Below are 23,742 nucleotides of genomic sequence, written 5' to 3'. Positions count from 1 at the left end.
CTAAGCTATACCTCATTTATTTTCATTTTATATCGCCCATTATGTTGCATTATCAAATCGAATTTGACGATTATCGTCAGCACCTTATTCACGTGACTGTTCGCTTTCTGGCAGACCCGACGCAGATCTTATCATTACCGACCTGGATTCCGGGAAGTTATTTGATTCGAGAGTTTTCCAAACACATTGAGGCGGTCAAAGCTTATGATGAAGATGGACGTCAACTGCAAATCCAGAAATTTGAAAAGAACAAATGGCGTTTATTCAATACCGATCATGAGCTGATTACGGTTGAATATGATGTCTATGCCTACGACCTGTCTGTTCGTGGTGCATATGTGGATCAAAACCGTCTCTATGTCAACCCGGCCTGTGCATGCTTGGGGCTAGAAGGTCAGGAAAATAAAGAGATTGAATTAGAAATCTTTCTGCCAGATGAGTTAAAGCATTTCCAACTGGCAACCGGTATGCAATCCAAAAGTCTGGTCAAGGGCCGTTTCACCCTGAAAGCCAAAAACTATGCTGAATTGATTGATGCACCGTTTGAACTGGCAGAGCAAACCCGTTTCAGTTTTGAAGCGAATGGTATTCCGCATGAGTTTGTGGTGTCCGGCAAGCATGCGATGAATGTAGCACGTATGCAGCAGGACATTGAGAAAATCTGTAGCATAGAAATCTCCATGTTCGGTTCAGCGCCATTTGCTGACTATACTTTTATGACCATGGCAACCGGAAATAGTTATGGTGGTCTGGAACATCCAAACTCGACCAGCCTGATTTCACCGCGCGATGACTTGCCGAAGGCCAATGAGCCTGAAGAACCTTCCAAAGATTATCAGCGTTTCCTCGGCCTATGTAGCCATGAATATTTCCATTCTTGGTTGGTGAAATTTATTCGCCCTGAAAATTTTGTCAATTATGATTTGAACCGTGAAGGCTATACGTCTTTGCTGTGGATCTTTGAAGGCTTCACTTCTTATTATGATGATTTGATTTTGCTACGCAGTGGCGTGATTAATCAGGAATCATATATCAGCTTGTTAAAAGCGCAGATTGATCGTTACTTGCAGAATCCAGGTCGTGCGATTCAGTCGGTGTCTGAATCCAGTTTTGATGCCTGGGTGAAATTCTACCGTCAGGATGAAAATTCGAATAATGCCGGCACCAGCTATTACAACAAAGGTTGTTTGGTTGCATTGTGCCTAGACTTAGGTTTGCGTTTACGCGGTTCAAGTCTGGATGCCTTGATGCGCCGTTTGTATGAAAATGCACAAAAGGGTGTTCAGGTGCATGAACGTACCATCTTTGAATTATGCAAAGAGCTGACCGGTGATGATTGGTCAGAGCAGATTAATCACTTGATTAATACCACAGATGAATTGCCACTGGATCAGTTATTGCCTGAGTTTGGTATCGGTTATAACCTGAAAAATGACAAGTCATTGCCTTTCGGTTTAAAACTGGTAGATAAGCCGGAAGGTGTACTGGTTCAGTCGGCGCGTCGTGATAGTACTGCTGTAGTAGCTGGCCTTTCTGCCAATGATGTGATTATTGCCGTTGATGGTTTAAAAGCAACGATGAAGTTAATAGAAAGTTATGCAAAACAGGAAGGTGTTTATACCATGCATGCTTTTCGTCGTGACGAGCTAATGAGTTTTGACGTTCAGGCAGGCGGTTCTGAACTGACCGAAGTTGAACTGAAAATTGAAGATCAGACTAAAGCTGAAAAGTGGTTGAAAGCTTAATTAAATTTCAAACTTTAAAAACCGATGCTTAGGCATCGGTTTTTTATTGCATCAAGTTTTGAAAATTATCTGATGATCAGTCGAGATGTACCGCGGAACTCTGCCACAATTTGATCATGCTGATTTATCACCTGAATATCGTAAATTCCGCTACGGCCACTGCTGGCCCTATGTTCTGCTACAGCAGTCAATGTATCGCCAAGAACTGCCGGTTTTAAGTAATGAATTCCACAATGCTGACCAACAGCCGGATGTTCACCTGTATTACAGGCAATGGCAAATGCCGCATCTGCAAGCGCGAAAATCACTGCGCCGTTACAGGTCTGATGACCCTGTAAATGCTGTTCAGTCACCTTTAATTCGATCTTTGCATAATTGTGGTTATAAGAAACCAGATGAGCACCAAGATGCTGAATTAACCGGTCCTGATTAAACATCTGGCTGACTTGCTGATCCATTGCAAAACTCCTTTTTAGATACGTTTTATTTTAAAATATAAATTATATGAATCATAAATAGCATTCCAGCACAAGAATAACAAGTAAAAGAATAAGGCCCAATAAGATGGGCCTTAAGTGAAAGAGCTTAGTTACCGCGATAAGTCGAATAACCATAAGAGCTCAATAACAGTGGAATATGATAATGCTCTAAAGCACCATCAATCATAAAGACCACCGGTACTTCAGGGAAGAATGTCCGCTGATTATTGGCCTTAAACCAGTCACCCGTTTTAAAGGTCACTTTATAAATACCCTTTTGCAGATTGGTATCTTTTGGATATAGCTCTTTAATACGGCCATTTTGATCTGTTTCAGCTTCATTGAGCTTGACCCATTTCTCACCTTGCTGTGCTTCCAAAGTAACTGCAATATTTGCGGAAGGTAAACCTGTTTCCTGATTCAGAACATGCACACTAAGTGGATTCTGTGCAAAGGAAAGCGTGGCTGCGGTGCTCGCAAGGGTTGCTAGCAGGATTTTTTTCATGTTGTATTCCTCAGTAGATGGATGAAGTAATATTGAATAAAAGAAACCAATAAGACTTATTTAAATAGATTAAAGCTGTTTTAAAGTGCTTTGAATGCCGCTATTGGCACATTGATGATCCTGTTCCGAACCGCCTGCACCCGCAACACCTACAGCACCTAAAATATGATTCTGGTACATAACAGGTACACCGCCGCCCAGTAACAGCAGTTCAGGCAAACTATTCAGGTTCTGTGCGTCCGGATTGTTCTGGGCATTGCGCATAAAATCCAGCGTACTGGTTTTCGTTGAATACGCGGTAAAGGCCTTGCGTTCTGCTGCGATCAGGTTGTGAATGCCGACAGATTCATGGCGTTGACTAGCCAGCAGATTACCACCCTGATCCAGAACCACGACTGCTGCGGGCTTGGCCTGTTTCTGGCAGGCCAACATGACATTGCTGGCCATAAGCTTTGCTGCTTCTAGCGACATGACAGGTGCTGTTTTTAATTCTGCATGTGCCAGTGAGCTGAGTAGTAATGAGCTGCTGAACAAGGCTAGGGTTGTTTTGGCGATTGAATTTTTCATACTTGTCATTCATGCAATTGAATACTGTTGCTATTGTAGAAAGAAATACGCCAGTGCAGCATGACAATCAGATTACCAATTTGTAATCTAGGCATAGCTAAAAACAGCTAAACTACTGACATGCATATTTTAATTGTAGAAGATGAAGTCAAGATTGCTGAATATCTGGCAAAAGGACTGAGTGAGTCAGGTTATAGCACGGCCATTGCTGAAAATGGCGTGTTGGCATTGGCCTGTTTGCAGCAACAGTCATTTGATCTGGTACTGCTGGATGTAATGCTGCCAGATCTGGACGGCTGGCAGGTGCTGAAAACCTTGCGAACTTTTAGCCAGATTCCGGTATTGATGCTCACTGCACGCGATCATGTGCTGGATCGGGTGAAAGGCCTGGAGCTTGGCGCCGATGATTATCTGACCAAACCTTTTTCCTATATTGAGTTACTGGCCCGGATCAAAAGTCTGTTGCGCCGTGTGCCGCGACTGGAGCAGGAGGCCTATCAGGTTGCAGGTCTGGTATTGAACCGCCTAAAGCATGAAGTATATCGTAATGAACAAAAGATCGAATTAAGCCAGAAAGAATTTGCGCTGTTGCAACTGTTGATGGAGCATCAGGGGCAGGTGATGACCCGGAGCCAGATTGCCTCCATGGTCTGGAATATCAATTTTAATACCGATACCAATGTGGTGGATGTGGCCATTCGCAGGCTGCGGAGCAAAATTGATGATCATTACACGCCAAAACTGATTCATACCGTACGTGGCATGGGTTATAAACTTGATGAATGCCCATGAACAATCCTATCTTATTACCGCTGGCAACACGCTTGAGTATTGCGTTTGCACTGGTGTCCTGCGTGGTTTTTTTGAGTGTGGCGTTACTGTCTTATCAAAATATGCAACAGATGATTCAGGCTCAGCAGGATCAGGCACTGGCTGCACGTATTTCCCGAATTGAAATATTTCTTGAAGATGCCCAGAGTTTCGAGCTTTTGGTTCAGCATCCCAAATTATATGAAAACATGCTGGGGCAAGAAGATAATCTACTGCTGCTGCAACATCAGAATAATCGCTTGATTGAAATCAATCCTTTGCAGATTCATATTCCGGCATTGCACTATACCTCTGCCTTACAGTTTCAGAATAATCAGGCTGAACAGCCTTCGACACGACTGGCTTTTAAACAGGTGCAGTTTGATGGTCGCAGTTATCAACTGGTGGCTGGTAAGCAGCTGGCAGAGGGACAAAGGATACTGGCAAGCTATTTATCAAAACTGGTGCTCTATAGTCTGCTTGGCATACTGCTCTCGACCTTGATGGCCTGGCTGGCAGGACGCTATATTCTCAAGTCCATGCGCCAGTTGATGCTGGCTACAGCACAGGTCAATATTCAGCAGCCCAATCAGCACATCGATGTTCAGAGTAATACGCTTGAGGTTCAAGAGCTGCGTCAGGCCATGAACGATATGCTCGCTAATATTCAGGCTGCGTATCAGCAGCTGGCACGTTTTTCTGAGGATATTTCACACGAACTTCGCACCCCATTAAACAATTTAATCGGGCAGACACAGATTCTGTTATCGCGGTCGCGCGAACCTGCTGAACTGGAAAATCTGCTCTATTCCAACTTGGAAGAATACGAACGCCTGAGCCAGATGATTGAAAGTATGCTGTTTATCGCCCGGGTAGAACATGGCGGATATGCGATTGAAAAACAGCATTTCAATCTAAATGACATGCTGCAAGAATTGCTTGAGTACTTCAGCTTTCTGGCCGAAGAGAAGCAGATGCATTTAAAAGTGGATGTTCCGCCAGATTTAAGTCTGACAGCCAGCACCGTATTGTTACAGCGCGCAGTCGCCAATCTGATCAGCAATGCCATTACTTATGGTCAGCCTGGGAGTGAGATTATTGTGTCTGCACAGCGACTCAACCACAGGATTAAAATATCAGTGTTGACGCCAGAAGTCTGGATTGCAGAGCAGCACCATCCGCATTTATTTGAGCGTTTTTATCAGATCGATGACAGCCGGCACGAAAAAGCCCAGACGGGTGGTCTGGGCCTTGCCATTGTACAGTCGATCATGCAGCTCCATCAGGGGCAGACAACTGTAGAAAATACACCGTCTGGCGTGATCTTTAGCCTGTCCCTACCTGATGAGCAGACTGGGTTTTAACCACGACCGCGTCCGCGACCACGAGGTGCTTTGGTATTTGGACGAGTTGTACCATTGGTACGACGTTTCGGCTTTTCGCTTTCGTCCATTTGCCAGATACGTTTGGTACCTGACTTTTTCACTGAACCATCTTTGTTCTTGCGAACCATTGGCTTACCACCCGTACCACCCGGTTTTTTCACATAAGAACGTGAACGGTATGGCTCTTCAGCAGGAACATTCTGGAAATCTGGATAAAGTAAAGGTTCAATTTCTTTGGTTTCACCCGGTTTAATATCCATACGTACAAGGTCAATATCACCAATTTTAGTACGGATTAAACGCAGTGTAGGGAAGCCCACTGCAGAGGTCATACGACGAACCTGACGGTTACGGCCTTCACAAATTGAAATCTCAACCCAAGACGTTGGGACAGATGCACGGAAACGTACAGGAGGATTACGCTCCCACAACCATTCCGGTTCAGATACTTTTTCAGCTTTGGCTGGAAGGGTCATGCCATCTTTAAGTTCCACACCTTTACGAAGCTGCTCAAGTGCTTCTTCGGTGACATCACCATCAACCTGCACCATATAGGTTTTAAACTTTTTATTGGCAGGATTGGTGATGTACTGGTTCAGACCACCGTGATCTGTTAAAAAAACCAGACCTTCTGAGTCCATGTCCAGACGACCAGCAAGACGTAAATCTTTGTCGTCGATGAAATCAGCCATGGTTTGGTGTTTTTCATCTGGGCGGAATTGGGAGAGGACGTCATAGGGTTTGTTTAAAATGACGATTTTCATAGGAAATAACTTCTATAATTACATAAACTTAAAAAATGTAGAGGCTTATTTTAAAGGGAAATTTGGTTATTTCCCGTATAAATCTCAAAAACAACGAATCTGGATTAGAATATTATGCGTTAAGAACAGTTGAAAGTATTGCCTAATTGGCAATTATTTTTAGGTTTGTCAGTAGCATTCGGAAAAATATGAAGAATAGAATATCAAAAGATCGTAGTACCTGCGGATGGTGCCAAATTACCGTTAATGCAAACCTGTCCCTCAACCTAGCAAATAATCCAATTGTCCCATGTATCAAAGGGAATGAAATTGGTGCTGATATTACACCAACGATGCAGGCTGTGGTAGATGTTGCAGTTTAAAAGCATAGAGTAGTAAGCCCTCAAATGCTTGGATCAGATAGATATCGAATCTGTCAGAAGTAAAAAAGGTTATCAAGTTAATCAAAGAGAAAAAATGGACATGACTAGAATCACCTTGAACTAAGTTGTGCGTTAAACATGAACTACTAGAAAGAAGTCCTGACCTGATCATAAAGAAGATTTTAGCTATAAAAATAGCCAAAGAGCGAACATTCACGCAGTCTTGCGCTGGAGGTCAAGCGCAAGACTGCGAGCTTTTTTTGAATTTGATCATCCTACTATTGCAGATATACTTAACTCATTAAAGCCTGATTCTCCTAATTAAAACCTATATTAATCGCAGGTTTCTCAGGGGGGATTAAATTTTCTTAAATTCTGATTGATAAACGCCCAAAAGTTAAAATGAGTATCAAGCTGCAACTTTGCGTAAAGATTGTAGTGAGCCAGAACAGGATTTGTTCTGAGTTGAATCACTTAGCCAACCTATTATTACATTGACGTATTTGGATACAGCTCGATGATTGGCATATTTTCCAAAAACGTTAGAGTGATCAATGGAACTTCCAGTGATAGAGACGTTTCTCCGAAGGAGTACATAATATGGCCAAATCTAAAGCGAAACATAAGCAGGTCCAACAAAAGGACAAGCAGGACAGCGCTCAGACTGAAGAGCAACAACAGCAACAGCAACAACCAGCGAAACCCTCCCGTGCAAAAAAACGTAAGTAATTCCTAGCTACCTTCCATAACAACGCCCTTAAATAAGGGCGTTGTTATATCATTGATTTTATAAAAATATCATTCAAAAAATTACAAGATTACGACTTTAAATTGTGCTGTTCTGCTTAAGATAAAAACCATCTTTCTAAAATAAATGCGAATAATATTGGTGAAATTTTTTCGGATTTTAAGCTTAATTTTATCTGTATGCTTTGTCTTGACCGCCTGTCAGCCACCACCTTCAGGTGAAGCAGCAGGATGGAAAAGTCCTTATCTTTATTGGCAACTGAAAAAGACTCAATTAGAAGCACCGTTACAGATTCCGGTCGAAGGTATTACAGTCCGTCAAATTAATGATACGTGGGGAGCCGCGCGCAGTGCAGGCCGTAAACATGAAGGGACAGATATTTTTGCTCGACGTGGCACACCTGTCTTAAGTGCCACCCAAGGGATTGTACGTAAAATTGGCACCAATAATCTGGGTGGGAAAGTTATCTGGGTGACAGGGCCTGATATGAGTCAGCATTACTATGCGCATCTGAATGATTATGCTGAGCATATTCAGGAAGGCGACTGGGTGGAAGCGGGCGAAGTGATTGCCTATGTCGGCAATACTGGAAATGCCAAAAATACTCCGCCACATCTACATTACGGGATTTATCTGAGCGGGCAAGGGGCGACCAATCCATATCCTTATTTCGTGCCTTCTCCTTGAGCAGAAACTGGATGGGGTTGTGTTTCAGGAGTGAATCTGGCAGGACGGGTACACCAGAATAATTGCAATGTTCCTAATAAAAGAACAAATGCAGCTAATATGAACTGTTGATGATAGCTCAAACCAAAATATTGCAGCGCACTAAAACTGAGTCCGCCAATCAGCTGAACAGAGGCGAAACACAAGGTGGCAATGCTCCAGAGTTTTTTATACACCAGCCCATACAGTTGCAAAATGGTATAAGAGGTCAGGAAGACCACAGCAGGGTTTAGCATGCCGGTCAAAAAGGAAGAGCTCAACGTGAGCAATGCTTGGCCCTCTAGAGTCGCAATAAAAATAGCCACAATATAAAGACTATAAAGAATTTTTAGGGCAGCAAAATTACCGAATTTTCTGGCCAGTGCATAAGCACTGAAGGCACCTAAAGCACTACCAAATCCATAAAGAATCCAATTGAAGTTAATCCAGAACAAGCTCAATTCCAACTGCTGGCTTAAATAATCAATCCAGAAGAGCGAATGCGGTATATAAGCAAAGGCGCTACACGCGTAGACAGCCAGTAAGCTATAAAAGACGCTATTCAAAGATATCTTGGAGGTAGTCGAAGGTGCTTGTACGGACAAATAAGGCTTAAATTTTTGGATAAGTCCACTTAAACATAGACAAATGAGCAGGGCAAAGCCACATAAGATCAGCCAGGCAGTCTGTATGGAAATCTGATCCAGATAAGGCAGAAACAGGGTTACAATTAATACACCTAATCCGATTCCGCTAAAACCGATAAAGTTGATTTTAAGACGATCCTGAAGTTCACAGCACTGCGCAACTACACTTGGCGATAAGATCATCATCAGCCCGCCGCTGATTCCTGAAATCACGCGCCAGACGATATACCAAACTTCAGAGAAACCAGAAAATGCACAGCACATCAGACTGAACATACCGGCAAAAGCTGAAATTTGAATATACCTGCTCATACTGCGGTCTTGAGGCAGACGCATGGCGGTATAGGCACCAATTAAATAGCCCAGTAAATTGGCACTGCCCAAAAGCCCGGCAAAATCTGTACTCCAGCCAAAGGCTTCTCGTGTGCCGGGTAACAGCGCAGTATAAGAGAAACGAAGAATGCCAATCCCCAAGCACATACTAAGGCAGAGAAACAGGCTGAGTTTAATTGTGTGTGAGGACATCCGTGTGCTCATAAAGTTTTATATTTGGTTAAAAAATAACATGAATCTTCGTGATTAAGGAGAAATCACTTGATAAGAAACCGTTGAGTGCAGGAATTTGTGCTTCAGGAAGTCTTTGTACTTTTTAAAATGTTATAAGTCGAAACTTTGAATATGGAGAGAAATAAAAAAACCGCATTCAGAAATGCGGTTTTTTTTATGTTGTCTATTTCAGGAGTTAACGCATCTTGGCCAGGAAACGGCCAACACGGGTAAGGGCTTCACGCAGTTCATTTTCAGCCGGCAGGAACACCACACGAAAATGATCCGGTGTCGGCCAGTTAAAGCCTGTACCTTGAACCAGAAGTACTTTCTCGGCACGTAACAAGTCCAGCATCAGCTTTTCATCGTCCTGAATTGGATAAACGTTCGGATCCAGTTTCGGGAAGCAGTACATCGCACCCTCAGGCTTGACACAGGACACCCCAGGAATCTCGTTCAGCATTTCCCAGGCAATATTACGCTGTTCATACAAACGGCCACCCGGACGAATCAGGTCATTAATGGACTGATAGCCGCCCAGTGCAGTCTGAATTGCATATTGCGCCTGATGGTTGGCACACAGGCGCATAGATGCCAGCATGTCCAGACCTTCGATATAGTCTGCTGCACGTGTTTTATTGCCGGTAATGGCCATCCAGCCAGAACGGAAGCCAGCAATACGATAAGCCTTTGATAAACCGTTAAATGATACACAAATCTGATCACCTGCCAAGGCAGCTACAGCGACATGCTCGATACCGTCATAGATGATTTTGTCATAGATTTCGTCAGCAAATAAAATCAGGTCATACTTCTTGGCCAAGTCCACGATCTGTTGCAAGACATGACGCGGATAAACCGAACCGGTCGGGTTGTTTGGATTAATAATCACAATACCACGGGTATTTGGCGTGATTTTACTTTCCATATCGACAATGTCGGGATACCAGTGATTTTCTTCATCACATTTATAATGAATCGCCGTACCGCCAGACAGATTGACTGCCGCAGTCCAAAGCGGATAATCCGGCATTGGAATCAGCATTTCATCGCCATCATCCAATAGGCCCTGCATGGCCATGACAATCAGTTCAGAGACACCATTACCGATATAAACGTCATTGACGTGCATATCCAGAATGCCTTTTTGCTGATAATACTGACAGATCGCCTTACGCGCCGGGAAAATCCCTTTGGAATCCGTGTAGCCAATCGCATTCGGCAGGTTTAAAGCCACATCGTTGATAATTTCTTGCGGCGCTTCAAAACCGAATGGGGCGGGGTTACCGATGTTCAGTTTGATAATCTTATGACCCGCTTCTTCCATCTCGATGGCCGCTCGTAACACAGGCCCGCGAATGTCGTAGCAAACATGCTCGAGCTTAGACGATTTCTTAATTTCGCGAGGGGTTTGGAGAGTGTTCGGCATTTTGATGTTCTCGGAAAGAGTGGAGGTCACTTTTGCATAACGGTATAAATAACTTTTAAATGTCTCAGTTGTGACTAGATCGAGATCATGTTCATCTCGAAGTAGTGCAACAATTTTTTCATGCGTAAATCCAAGCTGCTGATATTGTTTGATCACAGGCAGCAGATTTTTAAAAATTACGCTCTTTTTTTGCGACATTTTTTAATCCTGAGCAAATTTAGAGCTAAGAATACCATTAAATTTGCTCACTAAAAAACATTTAATGTAAAAATTGCTTACTTTTATTTTTATATTTGCTTTCTTTTTGCTTTTTTAGGCATTATATGTCTTTTGTAAAATGTTGAATAAAGACTAGAATTTTTAAAATGAATCACGTAAATATAGGATTATCCTATTTTAAATAGCAAGATAAAAAGGTATGTGATCATGGGAAAACTCAATAAATCAGACCGGGAATGGCAAAGAGAGTTATCACCTGAGGAGTTTCGCATTACGCGCGAGAAGGGAACCGAGCCGGCATTTACTGGAAAATACTGGAATACCAAGCAAGATGGCACCTATGTATGCCGTTGCTGCGGCACGCCACTGTTCTCGTCTGAGACCAAGTATGACAGCGGCTGTGGCTGGCCAAGTTTCTACCGTCCCGTCAGCAGTTCGGTGGTAGAAGAATTACCTGATACTTCACACGGAATGGTCAGAACTGAGATTGTTTGTCATCATTGTGACGCACATTTAGGGCATGTTTTCCCGGATGGTCCAGAGCCGACGGGCTTACGTTATTGTGTCAACTCGGCTTCTTTGGACTTAGAAACACAAGAAAAAAATGATGAGGAAACCTATCCATGACCAGCATTTATCAGTTTGAAGCTGAATTGTTAGATGGCAAAAGCAAGCCACTTGCAGATTACGAAGGCAAGGTACTTTTGATCGTCAATACAGCGAGTAAGTGTGGTTTTACCCCACAGTTTTCAGGATTAGAAAAACTTTACGAAAAATATAAAGATCAAGGTCTGGAAATTTTGGGATTTCCATGCAATCAGTTTGGTGGTCAAGATCCGGGTTCCAATGAACAGATTGGTGAATTTTGCCAGAAGAATTACGGGGTATCTTTCCCGATGTTTTCCAAGGTGGATGTCAAAGGCCCTGAAGCGCACGCCATTTTTCGCTATTTAACCAATAATTCCAAAGGTATTTTAGGCAATGGAATTAAATGGAATTTTACCAAATTCCTGATCGGCCGTGATGGCAAGGTATTGAACCGTTTTGCTCCGACCACCAAGCCTGAAGAGCTTGAAGATGAAATTGCAAAAGTGTTGTAAGACTCTGTGTTATTTTCTCAGTATGAGATAAAAATAGAACTCATCTGATTTCAAGTAAAAAACCCACTTTAAACCAGTGGGTTTTTTAGTTTTGATTAAAACTTAGAGAATGGCTTTCAGGCGTTGAATGACTTCTTCACATTGCGCCAGATCGGCCACAAGTGCTAGACGTACATGATTTTCACCCGGATTACCCTGTTCAGTATCGCGGGATAAATAACGACCCGGAAGTACTTTAATATGTGCTTCTTCCATCAGGCGTTTAGCAAAGGCTTCATCATTGTCAACTTTTAACCAGTAATAGAAACCTGCATCCGGTTTTTTGAGTGGCAATAAATGTCCGAGTTCCTGTTGAAATAAATCAAACTTGGCACGGTATTGCACCCGGTTTTCTTCCACATGCGCTTCATCATCCCAGGCAGCGATTGAAGCCAGTTGATGTTGTACCGGCATCGCTGCGCCGTGGTAAGTACGATATTGCAAATAAGGTTTTAACAGGCTGGCATCACCGGCAACAAAACCTGAACGCATGCCCGGCAGGTTGGAACGTTTAGACAGCGAGTGGAATACCACACAGTTTTTATAGTCATCACGACCGATTTCAGCACAGACTTCCAGTAAACCCGCGGGTGCCTGATCAAACCACAATTCCGAATAGCATTCATCTGAAGCAATGACAAAGTTGTATTGATCTGACAGCGCAATCAGCTTTTTAAACTGTTCTTTAGACAGCACTGCACCCGTTGGATTGCCCGGCGTGCAGACAAATAATAATGCGGTTTTTTCCCAGACTTCTGCTGGAACGGCATCAAAGTCACCGAGGTAATTATTTTCCTCAGTACAGTTGATGAAGTAAGGTTTGGCACCTGCGAGCAGCGTCGCACCTTCATAAATCTGGTAGAACGGGTTCGGCATCACCACATAAGGTGCCTCTTCTCGGTTCACCAAGGCTTGTACAAAAGAGAAAATTGCTTCACGTGTACCGGAAACGGGCAGGATATTGCTGTCTGCACTGATGCTATTCAGCTTAAAGCGGCGGCTTAACCAGTTGGCAATACTTTCACGTAGTTCGGGAAGACCTTTACTGTTGGGATAAGTCGATAAATGTTTGAAGTTATCAATAATCGCCTGTTTCACAAACTCCGGTGCAGGATGCTTTGGTTCGCCAATCGACAGGGGAATTAATGGCATATTTGCAGGCTGGATATCCGCAAAAAGCCGATTTAACTTTTCAAAGGGATAAGGGTGCAATAAAGACAAGCTAGAGTTCATGAAATGTGTTACCGAGCAGAGTGTTAGTGTTGACCGCTGACCTGATGTGAAGCCTCATCCAGGGCAGCTTTGAGTGCAGCTGCAAATTCTTGAGACTCAGTCGGGCTCATCGGGATGCCATTTTTTTTGGTGACAAAGAAAATATCTTCAGCACGTTCGCCAAGTGTGGCAATTTTGGCAGAGTGGATATCCAGCCCTTGCATCATAAATAAACCGCCAATTTTGGCAAGTAAACCAGGATGATCCAGAGTCGCAATTTCGACCATATTCTGATCCAGAGCCGCATTCATCGTAATATCGACTGTATTTTCAATATCGAAATGACGGAGTTGACGCGGAATGCGGCGTTGCATCAGACCCGGATATTCATCTGAATGGCTCAAAGCGTCTTTCAGGGCTTCAATGACGGTGGCTTCCCGTTCAGGGTCGGTGAGTAAGGTACCAAAGCGATCCAGCACCACATAGGTATCCAGACTAAAAGCTTTGGTCGCGGTAATAATCCGCGCATCTTGAACATCCAGATTCATACGATCCAGAATGGCAACTGTGGTCGCAAACAGGTTCGGTTTATCCTGAGTATAAATAAAGATCTGTACCGCATCCTGAGCATATTTTCGATGCGCCCGCATCAGCACCAAAGGCGCAGGATTATCGCCATGTTGTAAAATGGCGCGGGTATGCCAGGCAATTTCATCCGCGGTTTCTTTCAGGAAATAATCATCACCCAGTTCCTGCCAGACTTTTTCAACATCATAGAGCGAGAAATGCTCGACCAGACGTTCACTGGCTTCAAACTTGGTGTCTTCAATCAGCATCTGATAATCGACCGGACGGCCGAGACCAGAACGGATCACATCACGCGCCTGAGTATAGAGCTGACGCATCAAGGATGCGCGCCAGGTATTCCAGAGCTTGGGATTGGTGGCATTGATATCAGCAACTGTCAGGGTATACAGATAATCCAGATGCTCCATATCGCCCATTTTTTCTGCGAATTCTTTGACCACATCCGGGTCGGAAATATCTTTTTTCTGCGCAGTCACAGACATCACCAGATGATTCTGGATCAGCCAGGCCACCAGATTACTTTCGCGTTCGGTAAAGCCATGGCTACGGCAGAATTTAATGGCATCGGCTGCTCCAAGCTCACTATGATCACCGCCACGACCTTTGGCAATATCATGAAAAAGAGCTGCCAGATATACAATGTCACGACGGGTCAGGCGCTGGAACACTGAACTGACCACAGGAAATTCCTTGGCAAATTCAGGTGCTTTAAAGCGATTTAAATTGCGTAGCAACAATAAGGTATGTGCATCGACCGTATAGATATGGAACAGGTCATATTGCATCAGGCCCAGAATCTGCCCAAAGGCCGGGATGTAATTACCCAGTACGCCATAACGCTTCATCGTCACTAGGGTATCGTAGAGCCGATGCGGTGAGCGGATAATCGCCATAAACAGCGCCTGATGCACCGGATTATCACGAAAATCCTGATCAATGCGTTTTCCTGCCAAGGTCAGCAGGCGTAAGGTACGCGCACGAATGCCCTGAATTTCAGGACGATTGGCCAGCAGATAGAAAATTTCCAGAATCGCGCTTGGATTTTCCGAGAAAATCTTGTGATGCTGAACTGCTAACTTGCCATCGACCAGTTTGAAATTTTCATTAATTTCCTCAATCTGGCGTTCATATTGCGGTAAACGTGGGGTAATCACAGATTCATTGAAGTAGGCCAGCAGCATTTCATTGAGTGTAGAGACTTGCTGTGCGCTGCGATAATAGCGCTTCATGAACTGTTCGATCGGATAGTTCGGATGATGCGCCTCATCACGCACATAGCCGAATTTAGCTGCAATATCACGCTGATAATCGAACAATAAGCGGTTTTCGTCACGCTTGGTCAGGCGGTGCAGGTGATGGCGAATCTCCCAGAGAAAACTTTCAGCTTCTTCGAGCACACCCAGTTCAAATTCTGAAATAAAACCCAGATGTACCAGATCATAAATCCGGTTGACGCGGAAATGTCGTTTGGCAATCCAGCCGATTTGGTTGATGTCGCGGATACCGCCCGGTGCATTTTTAATATCCGGTTCCAGATTGCTTTCGGTATTGTTGTGCTGAGCATAGCGTTTATGCTGCTCATCCATTTTGGCATCAAAGAAGGTTTTATCGGTCCAGGTGCGTGACACGATGCGCCGTGGCCATTTGCACAGGTTCTCATTGCCAATAATCAGGCGTGCTTCGATTAGCGTAGTGGCAACGGTGAGATCACTACTGGCCTGACTGACACAATCATTGATGGTACGCACGCTGATCCCCGGTTTGAAATTACCGACATCCCAGAGTAATGAAATGAAGGTAGAAATCAGCTGTTCCTGCTCTGGACTAATCTCGTCTTCTGACAGGATCATGAGGTCGACATCAGAATAAGGCAGCATTTCACGGCGACCATAACCTCCGACAGCAAACAGGGCCAAATCGGTTTGATCCAGTTCGGCATATTTCCAGAGAAATTGCAGTGCTTCATCAATCAGATTGGAACGTGCCAGAATAATATCCCGAATCGACTGTCCATTTTCAAAACTCTCCTGTAGCTGATTTTCGACATCACTACGCCATTGATTGATGGCTTTAATGTCATGGTTACTTTTAATGTAATTCAGCAGAGGTAAGGTATTGATCATGAACAGTGGTCCGTTGGTATTTCAGCTTAGTTTTGATTAATGCTAACTTGATTTGCGACCTGAAGTGCCAGTTCGCGTGCCAGTTCAATGCTTTCAGCACGTGCAGTCGCAACGCCCATGCGACGCCGTTCGAAGCCTTCAGGTTTGCCAAACAGGCGCAAATCAGTATTGCCGTCTGCTAAAGCAAGATTCAGGCCAGAAAATGAAAGATTACGATCATCTACCCCGGCATAAATCACCGCGCTGGCAGCCACACTATGCCGTGTGGTATTGACCGGCAGGCCTAAAATCGCACGTGCATGCAATTCAAATTCGCTTTGGAATTGAGAGGCAAGTGTTACCAGTCCGGTATCGTGTGGACGAGGAGAAACCTCACTAAACCATACTTGGTCGCCTTTGATAAAGAGTTCTACACCAAAGATTCCGCAACCCCCCAGTGCTGTGGTGACTTTGTGGGCAATGCGTTTAGATTCCTCTAGCGCTGCCGGAGTCATCGGCTGAGGTTGCCAGCTTTCGACATAATCGCCCGAGTCCTGACGATGTCCGATCGGATCGCAATAAGAGGTTTCGATCTCGCCGGTTGCCGGATTTTTTGCACGAACAGTCAATAAGGTAATTTCAAAATCAAAGTCAATTTGCGATTCGACAATCACTGTACCCTGATTGACACGTCCACCAGTTTGCGCATATTCCCAAGCCGCGTCTACCTCTGCAAAGCTTTTTACCCGAGACTGGCCTTTGCCAGAAGAGGACATGACCGGCTTGACAAAATTTGGATAGCCGACATCATCACAGGCAGCACGGAAGGACTCTAAACTGTCAGCAAATCGGTACGCTGAAGTTGGCAGCCCCAGTTCTTCTGCGGCCAGACGGCGAATGCCTTCGCGGTTCATGGTCAGATTGACTGCTTTAGCCGAAGGAATGACGGTCGCAATATTTTGTTCTTCAACGTCAATCAGTACTTGTGTGGCAATGGCTTCAATTTCAGGAACGATTAAATGCGGCTGGATTTGATGGATCAATTGTTTTAATTCTTCAGCATCGGCCATATTCAAGGTATAGGAATAATGCGCGACTTGCATGGCAGGTGCATGCTCATAACGGTCAGCAGCATGAACTTCGACCCCAAGACGTTGTAGTGAAATCACCACTTCCTTGCCCAGTTCACCAGAACCCAATAATAGAACTTTATAGGCAGAAGCTTGCAGGGGAGTACCAATAGTCACGCTCATGTGTGTCATCCATGCTTGATTTTATGGACTTTTAGCATAGCAGAACTGAGCCGGCAGTTAAGCCAAGATTCATACAAAATTGTGATATTGTCCAACAGTTTTATTTATAAAGTTTTTCTGGAGGTAAGTAAGGCGTAATTGTCATGTCACTGATCTGTCAGACTGATTTGAAGACGGTATATCCTGTTTTGGCAATAGCTTTTTTCTATCTACAACTGGTCGAGTATTAAAAAAGTATAAAAGAATACGGAAATGATTTTATTTGAGCTTTTTCTTTCAGGAAAAATAATAGGGATCAGCTAATTATTTTTATATAATAAAGACCTATACTATTCCATAAGCATAAGTCTTTATCTTGATTGATCAGTCAGTTCAAGCTTAAAACGTCATCGGCACATAAGTATAAACCAGACCATAGGTCAGTGCTGCGGTCAGGGTCGCCATCACGATGCGTTTGAATTTAAAGTAAAGCGCAGTGAGTACGATAAATCCGACCAGCATCGCAATACTTTTATTCGGTGTTGCTAATAATGGCGGTAAGGTAGCAACTACCAGCATGGAGCTGATTGCCGCAATGCCGATTGAACCCAAGGCAATTTTTAGCCACAATGCTCCGCGTTTTTGTGAGCCTTGCTGAAATTTCTGAATCACAAAAAAAGGCCCGAAGCGTGAGACGAAATTGGCGATCCCGACGACAATGCCGACCAGAATAATCTCTAGATTCATGCTTGATCTCCTGCATGTTCAGGATCTGGCTGTTTTAAGATATAGTGCTTGAACAGGCCGGCAAAAATACCAGAACTGATGCCAATGAAAATCGCGGCAGACAGATCAATAAAGTAACAGGCCACAGCAGAAACCAGAATGGTGACAGCCACAACAAAAGTATGTTTCTTCTCAAAAGCAGCCAATAGGAAACTCAGGAACAGCGCAGGTAACAGGAAGTCTAGAGCCGCTTGCAAGAATTGCGGCAGATTGCTGACCTGATCGGCAAATAAACCACCGAGAAAAGATCCCAATGCCCAGGACATCCAGCTAAACAGGCTTAAACCCAGCATCCAGGATTCAGACCATTCCTGACGCCGTTGCGAGAGCTTGATCATGCCGGAAGCAAAAACCTCATCGGTCAGACCCCAAGACCAGATCGCGGTTTTCTTTAAATTCAGCCGGTCTTGAATCAGGTTTTGCAGCGCAGGGCCATAGAGCAAATGCCGAATGTCTAGGGCAATCACCGTTAATGCCGTCATCCAGATAGATGTGCCACTGCCTAAAAGTGCGACCACAAGGAACTGGCTGGCACCTGCATACATCGAGCAGGAAAGAAACAGCGCTTCCCAAGCCGTAAAGCCAAACTGAGTGGCTGAAACGCCAAAAGCAAACGACACTGGTAAATAAGTGAAGATGATCGCTTGGCTATCTTTTGCACCTTGCCAGAAGCCAGCAGGTTGCGTAGCGAGTTGATTCTGTTCAGACACGACACACCTTGAAGGAGAGTTGAACGATGGGTCAAATGAAGATTGTGTATTCTACGTGAATTTAATAGCATAGTGCCGAAATGTTTAAATTGGCGAGCCTGATATGTGGATGTTCAAGACACGTACGATGCTGACAGCTGCTTTAATGAGCACTGCATTGTTGTTACAAGCGTGTGGGAATGACAGTCAATCGACTGATAAGCCAGAAATTAAACCGGCACCTAAACTGACGAATGATGCGACCACCTATGCCAATGCGGCATGGCAACTGATCAATAAAGTCGATCCACTGGTTTATCATAAAGAAGTGGATCAGCTGGAAACCCAGGTGCGTCAACCGGCACGTAAGCTGAGCACAGACTGGCGTATTAATGTCAAAATGACCGATTCGGTGACTGAAGGTAAATATGCTCTGTGTCGTAAAGCCTTAACCAGTCTGGAAATCTGGGCGCGTACCGTGATCGACAATGGCAGCAGTCTGGAACAAAAGCAGGCGGATTATGAGCGGGATAAACTGCAATGTCAGAATGCGATTGATAATCCTGAATTGGGAAATACTGATCCCAAACAAAAAGGCACCGCGATTGCTAATATGCAATAAACCTTTAGCCATTTAGTTATAAGCATAAAAGCCAGTCATTCAGACTGGCTTTTTTAGGATGAGACAACAGCAAGACTCTAAAAAGAGGGTATCCACACATGTTCTAATAAAATCACAAATACACCACAGATCAGGAGTGTGCTGCCAATTATGCGCTTAATCAGAATAGGTGTAGACATGGTCGATCTCCTTAAATATTTAAAGCTAAAGCGTGTTCAATGCTTCCAGATAACGACGATTTACTTCTTGCCAGTTCACGGCATTGAAAAAAGCCGAGATATATTCCGGACGACGGTTTTGATAGTGCAAATAATAGGCATGTTCCCAGACATCCAGACCTAAAATGGGAATATTGCCATGCATCAGTGGAGAGTCCTGATTGACGCTGCTTTCTACAATAAGTGTTTTATCTGGCGCAACACTCAGCCAGGCCCAACCGCTACCAAAATGGCTCAGTGCTGCCTGGGTAAAGGTGTCTTTAAATGCCTCGAATCCGCCTAATTCATGTTCAATGGCCTTTGCAATTTCAGCTTCTGGATGGCCGCCACCGTCTGGACTCATGACTGTCCAGAACAGGGAGTGATTGGCATGTCCACCGGCATTATTGATCACGTTCTGTTTTAATTGCTGCGGTACTTCATTGAATTTGCTAATTAAGGCTTCGACCGATAAATCTTCCCATTCGGTTCCTGCGATCCCTGCATTGATATTATTAATATAGGTTTGATGATGCTTGCTATGATGAATTTCCATGGTCTTGCTATCGATATGAGGCTCTAGGGCATCATAGGGATATGGCAGTACAGGCAGGGTATAGCTCATGGTCAGGATTCCTTTACTAGAATGAAGTCATGTTATTTTTCATTAGATTTAACATACGCCTGAATTTAATATTTTTATATGAGAATAATTATCATTATTGTTAATATGTGTGAATTATGCGTTGCCTGTAAGTTTTCTACGCTCGGTCATCTTATTTCCTAGGCCATAAAAAAGCCCCAGATGGAGCTTTTTCATACAGTAAATACTTAGACGTTAAAACGGAAATGTAAAACGTCGCCATCCTGAACGATATAGGTTTTACCTTCTAGACGCCATTTACCGGCTTCTTTTGCACCCGCTTCGCCGTTGTACTGCACGAAATCATCATAAGCAATACATTCTGCACGGATAAAGCCTTTTTCAAAGTCGGTATGAATTACACCAGCGGCTTGCGGTGCAGTTGCACCAATTTTCACAGTCCAGGCACGAACTTCCTGTACACCTGCGGTGAAGTAAGTTTGTAAGCCAAGTAGTGAATAACCTGCACGAATCACCACGTTTAAACCAGGTTCTTCCATGCCCATCGCTTCCAGGAATTCAGCACGGTCTTCATCTTCAAGCAATGAAATTTCCGCTTCAATCTGGTTGCAAAGAGGTACGACAATTGCATTTTCTTCAGCAGCCAATTTTCTCACTGCATCCAAATGCGGGTTATTTTCAAAACCGTCTTCAGCAACGTTGGCAATATACATGGTTGGTTTAAGCGTCATTAAGCCAAAGCCACGTACCAGTTTACGTTCGTCATCATCCAGATCCGCTGCGCGAGCCGGTTTGCCTTCATCGAGTAAAGGCTGGATTTTTTCTAATACTGCTTTAGTAGCAATTGCTTCTTTGTCACCACCTTTGGCAGATTTAGTCAAACGGGTAATCGCTTTCGCCACCGCGTCGAGATCTGCAAGCGCGAGTTCTGTATTAATCGTGGCGATATCATCCAGTGGATCAATACGACCATTCACATGAATGACGTTTTCATCTTCAAAACAACGTACCACGTGAGCGATTGCATCAGTTTCGCGGATGTTGGCCAGGAACTGGTTACCTAAGCCTTCACCTTTAGAAGCACCAGCGACCAGACCTGCGATGTCCACAAATTCCATAGACGTTGGAATCACGCGCTGCGGTTTAACAATTGCTGTCAATTTGTCTAAACGTGGGTCAGGAACAGGCACGATGCCGGTATTTGGTTCAATGGTACAGAACGGGAAGTTTTCTGCAGCAATAGCAGCTTTGGTTAAAGCATTGAAAAGTGTAGATTTGCCAACGTTCGGCAAGCCGACAATACCGCAATTAAAACCCATGAAATAACTCACAAAAGCGTTATATAAAAATTGCCCCCGATTTTACATGAAAGCACGGCTAAAGTCAGGTCATGCACTTGTGGTTTATTGCAATCAAATGCTTCTTATAACTTAAAAGCTCCGCTGAGCTTTCCCGGATTTATTATGAGTCCGCCGAATATAGAGGAATAATCAGCCAGTATTGTACTTTTGGATAAAAATCACATTGTTTTTCTAAAAGTGAGTGACTAAAGTATCTGAATAAAACAGCGGCCTATACGCCCTGATCCAATAACGATAAACATGGAGCATGCATGCGAACTTTATACCAGTTTCCTTTATCTCACTTTTGCGAAAAAGCACGTTGGATGCTGGACCATAAAGAGCTGTACTATGTTGCTCACAACCTGATTCCCGGCGTACATCGGGCTTTTGCCCGACTGAAAACAGGACAGAATCGTCTGCCTATTTTGCGCGATCAGGACAAATGGATTGCAGATTCAACCCAGATTTCGCTTTATCTGGATGATACTTATCCAGAACATCGTTTATTGTATGCTGAAGGACATTTTCGAAATAAAGCCTTAGAAATTAATGAAATTACTCTGGAGCTGGGTCGTCATGTCCGCCGCTGGATGCTCTCTCAAGCGCTGACTTCCGATCATGAATCTCTCGATATTTTAATTGGTGAGCAGGGCTATTTGCGCCAGTTTGAAAAATTTTCTAAACCTTTATTAAAAGCGATGGTCGCCAAGGGTTATGCATTGAATGAGGAAACCGTGGCGGAATCCAAACAGCATATTGATGTCACTGTACAGCAACTCAATCAGATGCTGGTTAGTCAAGGTGGACATTATTTTGTCGGAAATCGTTTAGGTCTGGCGGATATTGCTGTCTGTTCTATGCTTGCTCCATTATTGGCGATTCCGGGGACGCCATGGGAAAAAGAAAATTTTGAAACCTTGTCCGAAGAATATCGTGATTATCAGCAGCATTTAAATGCGTTGCCTCTGGGTGAATATATTTGTCGTATTTACCGAACCGAACGCAATGCGCGAGTAGACTGGCGTGGTGTATAAGCTTCAAGGCAAATCCTAAAATTAAAAACGCGCATTTGCGCGTTTTTAATGAGATGATGATTAACCCCAAGGATTATTTGGGTCGATATCAATATTTTTACTAAAGTGATTGAACAGTGAACCAAAATCAAAGCTGGATGAACCACCACCACTGCCAATATTCTGAATCGTATCTTGAGTGTCAGGCAGAATAGCAGACAAGTCAATATTGGAATCTGTGGCACCCACATCTTGGACCAGATCACCTAGATCAGGTAATTCAATCGAAGAGCTATTATCAATCAATTGCCCAATGCCTCCGGCAATGCTACCTAGATCAAACCCGTTTGAAGCAGAGGAAATTCCTTCGATCAGAGTGCCCAGATCCAGATCACTATCTAGATTGAGATGACCCAATAATCCTCCTAAATCTATGCCATTTGAGCCATTCGCGATCAGGCCGCTGAGTAAATCGGTAAAGCCATCGAGATCAAAACCCCCCGCTGCATTCTCACCGACAAAACCGCTAATTAAATCTGTGATAGCACCGATATCAAAATCATTGCCTGTATTGCCGCCGATTAAACCGCCGATCAGATCTGCAATCGCGCCGATGTCGATATCACCCAGTGCACCAGACCCACCAATCAGACCACCAACCAGCTGAACGATTTGTGCAATATCAATCTCGCCATTACCACTGATCAGGTTACTGACCAGATTTGCAATCGCAGCAATGTCGATATTACCTAAACCACCAGAACCGCCGATTATGCCACCAACCAACTGAACGATTTGTGCAATATCAATCTCGCCATTACCACTGATGAGACCGCCGACGAGTTTGGAAATAGCACCAATATCCAGATTGCTGCTATTGTTCGCCATTAGGCCATTCAACAAATTGGTGATCTGGCCAATATTAAAACTGCCCCCATTGGATTGGGTTAAGCTGCTGATCAGACTCTGAATATCTAACTTCGAAGCATTTGAACCAGACAACTGAGTTAATAAATTGCTCAGATTTGCGCTGTTCAGACTATGTCCAGAGAGAAGGCTGTTTAATAATGAGCTCACGGAAGGTTGTGAATTAGAGCTGTTTAGACTGCCAATGAGATTGCTAAGCGTACCTGAGGCTGTTCCAGCGAATAAGCCACCTAACAGGCTTTTAGTTTGTGTTTCAGCCGTTAAGACAGGACTCACCTTGGTTTTAATCAAACTTAAAATTTTAGAAGCCATGAGCATTCCTTATTTAATATTTTTTGAAAAATGCTATTTTTATTTTTAGTGCGGCTTTGTTTTAA

The 23,742-nt window shown here is 43.9% G+C and carries 23 protein-coding genes and 1 pseudogene; 10 read left to right on the top strand and 14 right to left on the bottom strand.

Translation table 11 applies throughout. The features are described from left to right. The first annotated feature begins 41 nt into the window (after positions 1–41). The gene (locus FTU87_RS08870; protein ID WP_180097028.1) at positions 42–1,745 is read left to right on the top strand and encodes a M61 family metallopeptidase; all 1,704 of its coding nucleotides are present in this window, start codon (positions 42–44) and stop codon (positions 1,743–1,745) included. Between the two features lie 65 nt (positions 1,746–1,810). On the opposite strand, the gene paaI is transcribed toward FTU87_RS08870, so the two are convergent. From paaI to FTU87_RS08855, 3 genes are all read right to left on the bottom strand, one after another. Continuing rightward, positions 1,811–2,203, bottom strand: a complete 393-nt coding sequence (gene paaI / locus FTU87_RS08865) for a hydroxyphenylacetyl-CoA thioesterase PaaI (RefSeq protein WP_180040825.1) — start codon at positions 2,201–2,203, stop codon at positions 1,811–1,813. 127 nt (positions 2,204–2,330) lie between these two features. After that, on the bottom strand, positions 2,331–2,729 hold the full coding sequence (gene uraH / locus FTU87_RS08860; protein WP_100355846.1) for a hydroxyisourate hydrolase: 399 nt from the start codon (positions 2,727–2,729) through the stop codon (positions 2,331–2,333). A 69-nt stretch (positions 2,730–2,798) separates the two neighbouring features. After that, positions 2,799–3,296: a heme-binding protein gene (locus tag FTU87_RS08855; RefSeq protein WP_100355845.1), complete on the bottom strand. Its 498-nt coding sequence runs from the start codon at positions 3,294–3,296 to the stop codon at positions 2,799–2,801. Positions 3,297–3,416: 120 nt separating this feature from the next. Here FTU87_RS08855 and FTU87_RS08850 point away from each other — a divergent pair, with 120 nt between their 5' ends. Then, on the top strand, positions 3,417–4,088 hold the full coding sequence (locus tag FTU87_RS08850) for a heavy metal response regulator transcription factor (RefSeq protein WP_180097026.1): 672 nt from the start codon (positions 3,417–3,419) through the stop codon (positions 4,086–4,088). Beyond that, a complete protein-coding gene (locus FTU87_RS08845) occupies positions 4,085–5,470 on the top strand; it encodes a heavy metal sensor histidine kinase (protein WP_100534789.1) in 1,386 nt (461 codons plus the stop codon). The genes FTU87_RS08850 and FTU87_RS08845 overlap by 4 nt, the downstream gene beginning before the upstream one ends. Here FTU87_RS08845 and FTU87_RS08840 read toward each other — a convergent pair. Beyond that, the gene (locus FTU87_RS08840) at positions 5,467–6,255 is read right to left on the bottom strand and encodes an rRNA large subunit pseudouridine synthase E (protein WP_005170277.1); all 789 of its coding nucleotides are present in this window, start codon (positions 6,253–6,255) and stop codon (positions 5,467–5,469) included. The genes FTU87_RS08845 and FTU87_RS08840 overlap by 4 nt on opposite strands. Before the next feature lie 195 nt (positions 6,256–6,450). Between FTU87_RS08840 and FTU87_RS15140 the strand changes: the two are divergent. From FTU87_RS15140 to FTU87_RS08835, 3 genes and pseudogenes are all read left to right on the top strand, one after another. Beyond that, positions 6,451–6,614, top strand: a pseudogene (locus tag FTU87_RS15140) (NADP-dependent isocitrate dehydrogenase); the annotation flags it as partial. Positions 6,615–7,217: 603 nt separating this feature from the next. Beyond that, positions 7,218–7,346, top strand: coding sequence for a hypothetical protein (locus tag FTU87_RS15135; protein ID WP_005097413.1), 129 nt, complete (start codon positions 7,218–7,220; stop codon positions 7,344–7,346). A 145-nt stretch (positions 7,347–7,491) separates the two neighbouring features. Beyond that, positions 7,492–8,052, top strand: coding sequence for a M23 family metallopeptidase (locus FTU87_RS08835; RefSeq protein ID WP_074383288.1), 561 nt, complete (start codon positions 7,492–7,494; stop codon positions 8,050–8,052). On the opposite strand, the gene FTU87_RS08830 is transcribed toward FTU87_RS08835, so the two are convergent. Beyond that, a complete protein-coding gene (locus FTU87_RS08830) occupies positions 8,031–9,242 on the bottom strand; it encodes a YbfB/YjiJ family MFS transporter (RefSeq protein WP_180097024.1) in 1,212 nt (403 codons plus the stop codon). The two genes, FTU87_RS08835 and FTU87_RS08830, sit on opposite strands and share 22 nt — an antisense overlap. Positions 9,243–9,459: 217 nt before the next feature. Further along, positions 9,460–10,890 (bottom strand): pyridoxal phosphate-dependent aminotransferase, encoded by a 1,431-nt coding sequence (locus FTU87_RS08825; RefSeq protein WP_180097022.1) that lies wholly within the window; start codon positions 10,888–10,890, stop codon positions 9,460–9,462. Positions 10,891–11,118: 228 nt separating this feature from the next. Here FTU87_RS08825 and msrB point away from each other — a divergent pair, with 228 nt between their 5' ends. Further along, positions 11,119–11,538, top strand: a complete 420-nt coding sequence (msrB, locus tag FTU87_RS08820) for a peptide-methionine (R)-S-oxide reductase MsrB (protein ID WP_004645533.1) — start codon at positions 11,119–11,121, stop codon at positions 11,536–11,538. Then, positions 11,535–12,011: a glutathione peroxidase gene (locus FTU87_RS08815; RefSeq protein WP_100328997.1), complete on the top strand. Its 477-nt coding sequence runs from the start codon at positions 11,535–11,537 to the stop codon at positions 12,009–12,011. The genes msrB and FTU87_RS08815 overlap by 4 nt, the downstream gene beginning before the upstream one ends. Positions 12,012–12,113: 102 nt before the next feature. On the opposite strand, the gene dapC is transcribed toward FTU87_RS08815, so the two are convergent. The 5 genes from dapC to FTU87_RS08790 form a co-directional block, all read right to left on the bottom strand. Beyond that, on the bottom strand, positions 12,114–13,283 hold the full coding sequence (gene dapC / locus FTU87_RS08810; RefSeq protein WP_180097020.1) for a succinyldiaminopimelate transaminase: 1,170 nt from the start codon (positions 13,281–13,283) through the stop codon (positions 12,114–12,116). A gap of 23 nt (positions 13,284–13,306) precedes the next feature. Continuing rightward, the gene (glnD, locus tag FTU87_RS08805) at positions 13,307–15,973 is read right to left on the bottom strand and encodes a [protein-PII] uridylyltransferase (protein ID WP_005097404.1); all 2,667 of its coding nucleotides are present in this window, start codon (positions 15,971–15,973) and stop codon (positions 13,307–13,309) included. A gap of 26 nt (positions 15,974–15,999) precedes the next feature. After that, positions 16,000–17,214 carry a formate-dependent phosphoribosylglycinamide formyltransferase gene (purT, locus tag FTU87_RS08800; protein ID WP_180097018.1) on the bottom strand — a complete coding sequence of 405 codons (1,215 nt, stop codon included), beginning with the start codon at positions 17,212–17,214 and terminating at the stop codon, positions 16,000–16,002. A gap of 369 nt (positions 17,215–17,583) precedes the next feature. Further along, on the bottom strand, positions 17,584–17,931 hold the full coding sequence (ygaH, locus tag FTU87_RS08795; protein ID WP_100328993.1) for an L-valine transporter subunit YgaH: 348 nt from the start codon (positions 17,929–17,931) through the stop codon (positions 17,584–17,586). Beyond that, positions 17,928–18,680 carry an AzlC family ABC transporter permease gene (locus FTU87_RS08790; RefSeq protein ID WP_159138591.1) on the bottom strand — a complete coding sequence of 251 codons (753 nt, stop codon included), beginning with the start codon at positions 18,678–18,680 and terminating at the stop codon, positions 17,928–17,930. Before FTU87_RS08790 ends, ygaH begins: the two co-directional genes overlap by 4 nt. A gap of 103 nt (positions 18,681–18,783) precedes the next feature. Between FTU87_RS08790 and FTU87_RS08785 the strand changes: the two genes are divergently transcribed. Continuing rightward, positions 18,784–19,281 (top strand): hypothetical protein, encoded by a 498-nt coding sequence (locus FTU87_RS08785; RefSeq protein ID WP_005097400.1) that lies wholly within the window; start codon positions 18,784–18,786, stop codon positions 19,279–19,281. Between the two features lie 204 nt (positions 19,282–19,485). On the opposite strand, the gene FTU87_RS08780 is transcribed toward FTU87_RS08785, so the two are convergent. Together FTU87_RS08780 and ychF are read right to left on the bottom strand one after the other, a co-directional pair. After that, on the bottom strand, positions 19,486–20,103 hold the full coding sequence (locus FTU87_RS08780; protein ID WP_180097016.1) for a superoxide dismutase: 618 nt from the start codon (positions 20,101–20,103) through the stop codon (positions 19,486–19,488). Between the two features lie 206 nt (positions 20,104–20,309). Then, positions 20,310–21,401 (bottom strand): redox-regulated ATPase YchF, encoded by a 1,092-nt coding sequence (ychF, locus tag FTU87_RS08775; protein WP_005170292.1) that lies wholly within the window; start codon positions 21,399–21,401, stop codon positions 20,310–20,312. A gap of 293 nt (positions 21,402–21,694) precedes the next feature. Here ychF and FTU87_RS08770 point away from each other — a divergent pair, with 293 nt between their 5' ends. Continuing rightward, positions 21,695–22,459, top strand: coding sequence for a glutathione S-transferase family protein (locus FTU87_RS08770; RefSeq protein ID WP_180097014.1), 765 nt, complete (start codon positions 21,695–21,697; stop codon positions 22,457–22,459). 60 nt (positions 22,460–22,519) lie between these two features. Here FTU87_RS08770 and FTU87_RS08765 read toward each other — a convergent pair whose 3' ends face one another. After that, positions 22,520–23,677, bottom strand: coding sequence for a hypothetical protein (locus FTU87_RS08765; protein ID WP_180097012.1), 1,158 nt, complete (start codon positions 23,675–23,677; stop codon positions 22,520–22,522). Positions 23,678–23,742: the final 65 nt, after the last annotated feature.

Origin of the sequence: Acinetobacter sp. YH12156 (assembly GCF_013418235.1) — a bacterium.
Lineage (GTDB): Bacteria > Pseudomonadota > Gammaproteobacteria > Pseudomonadales > Moraxellaceae > Acinetobacter > Acinetobacter pseudolwoffii.
This window is presented reverse-complemented; position numbering and strand designations above follow the sequence as displayed.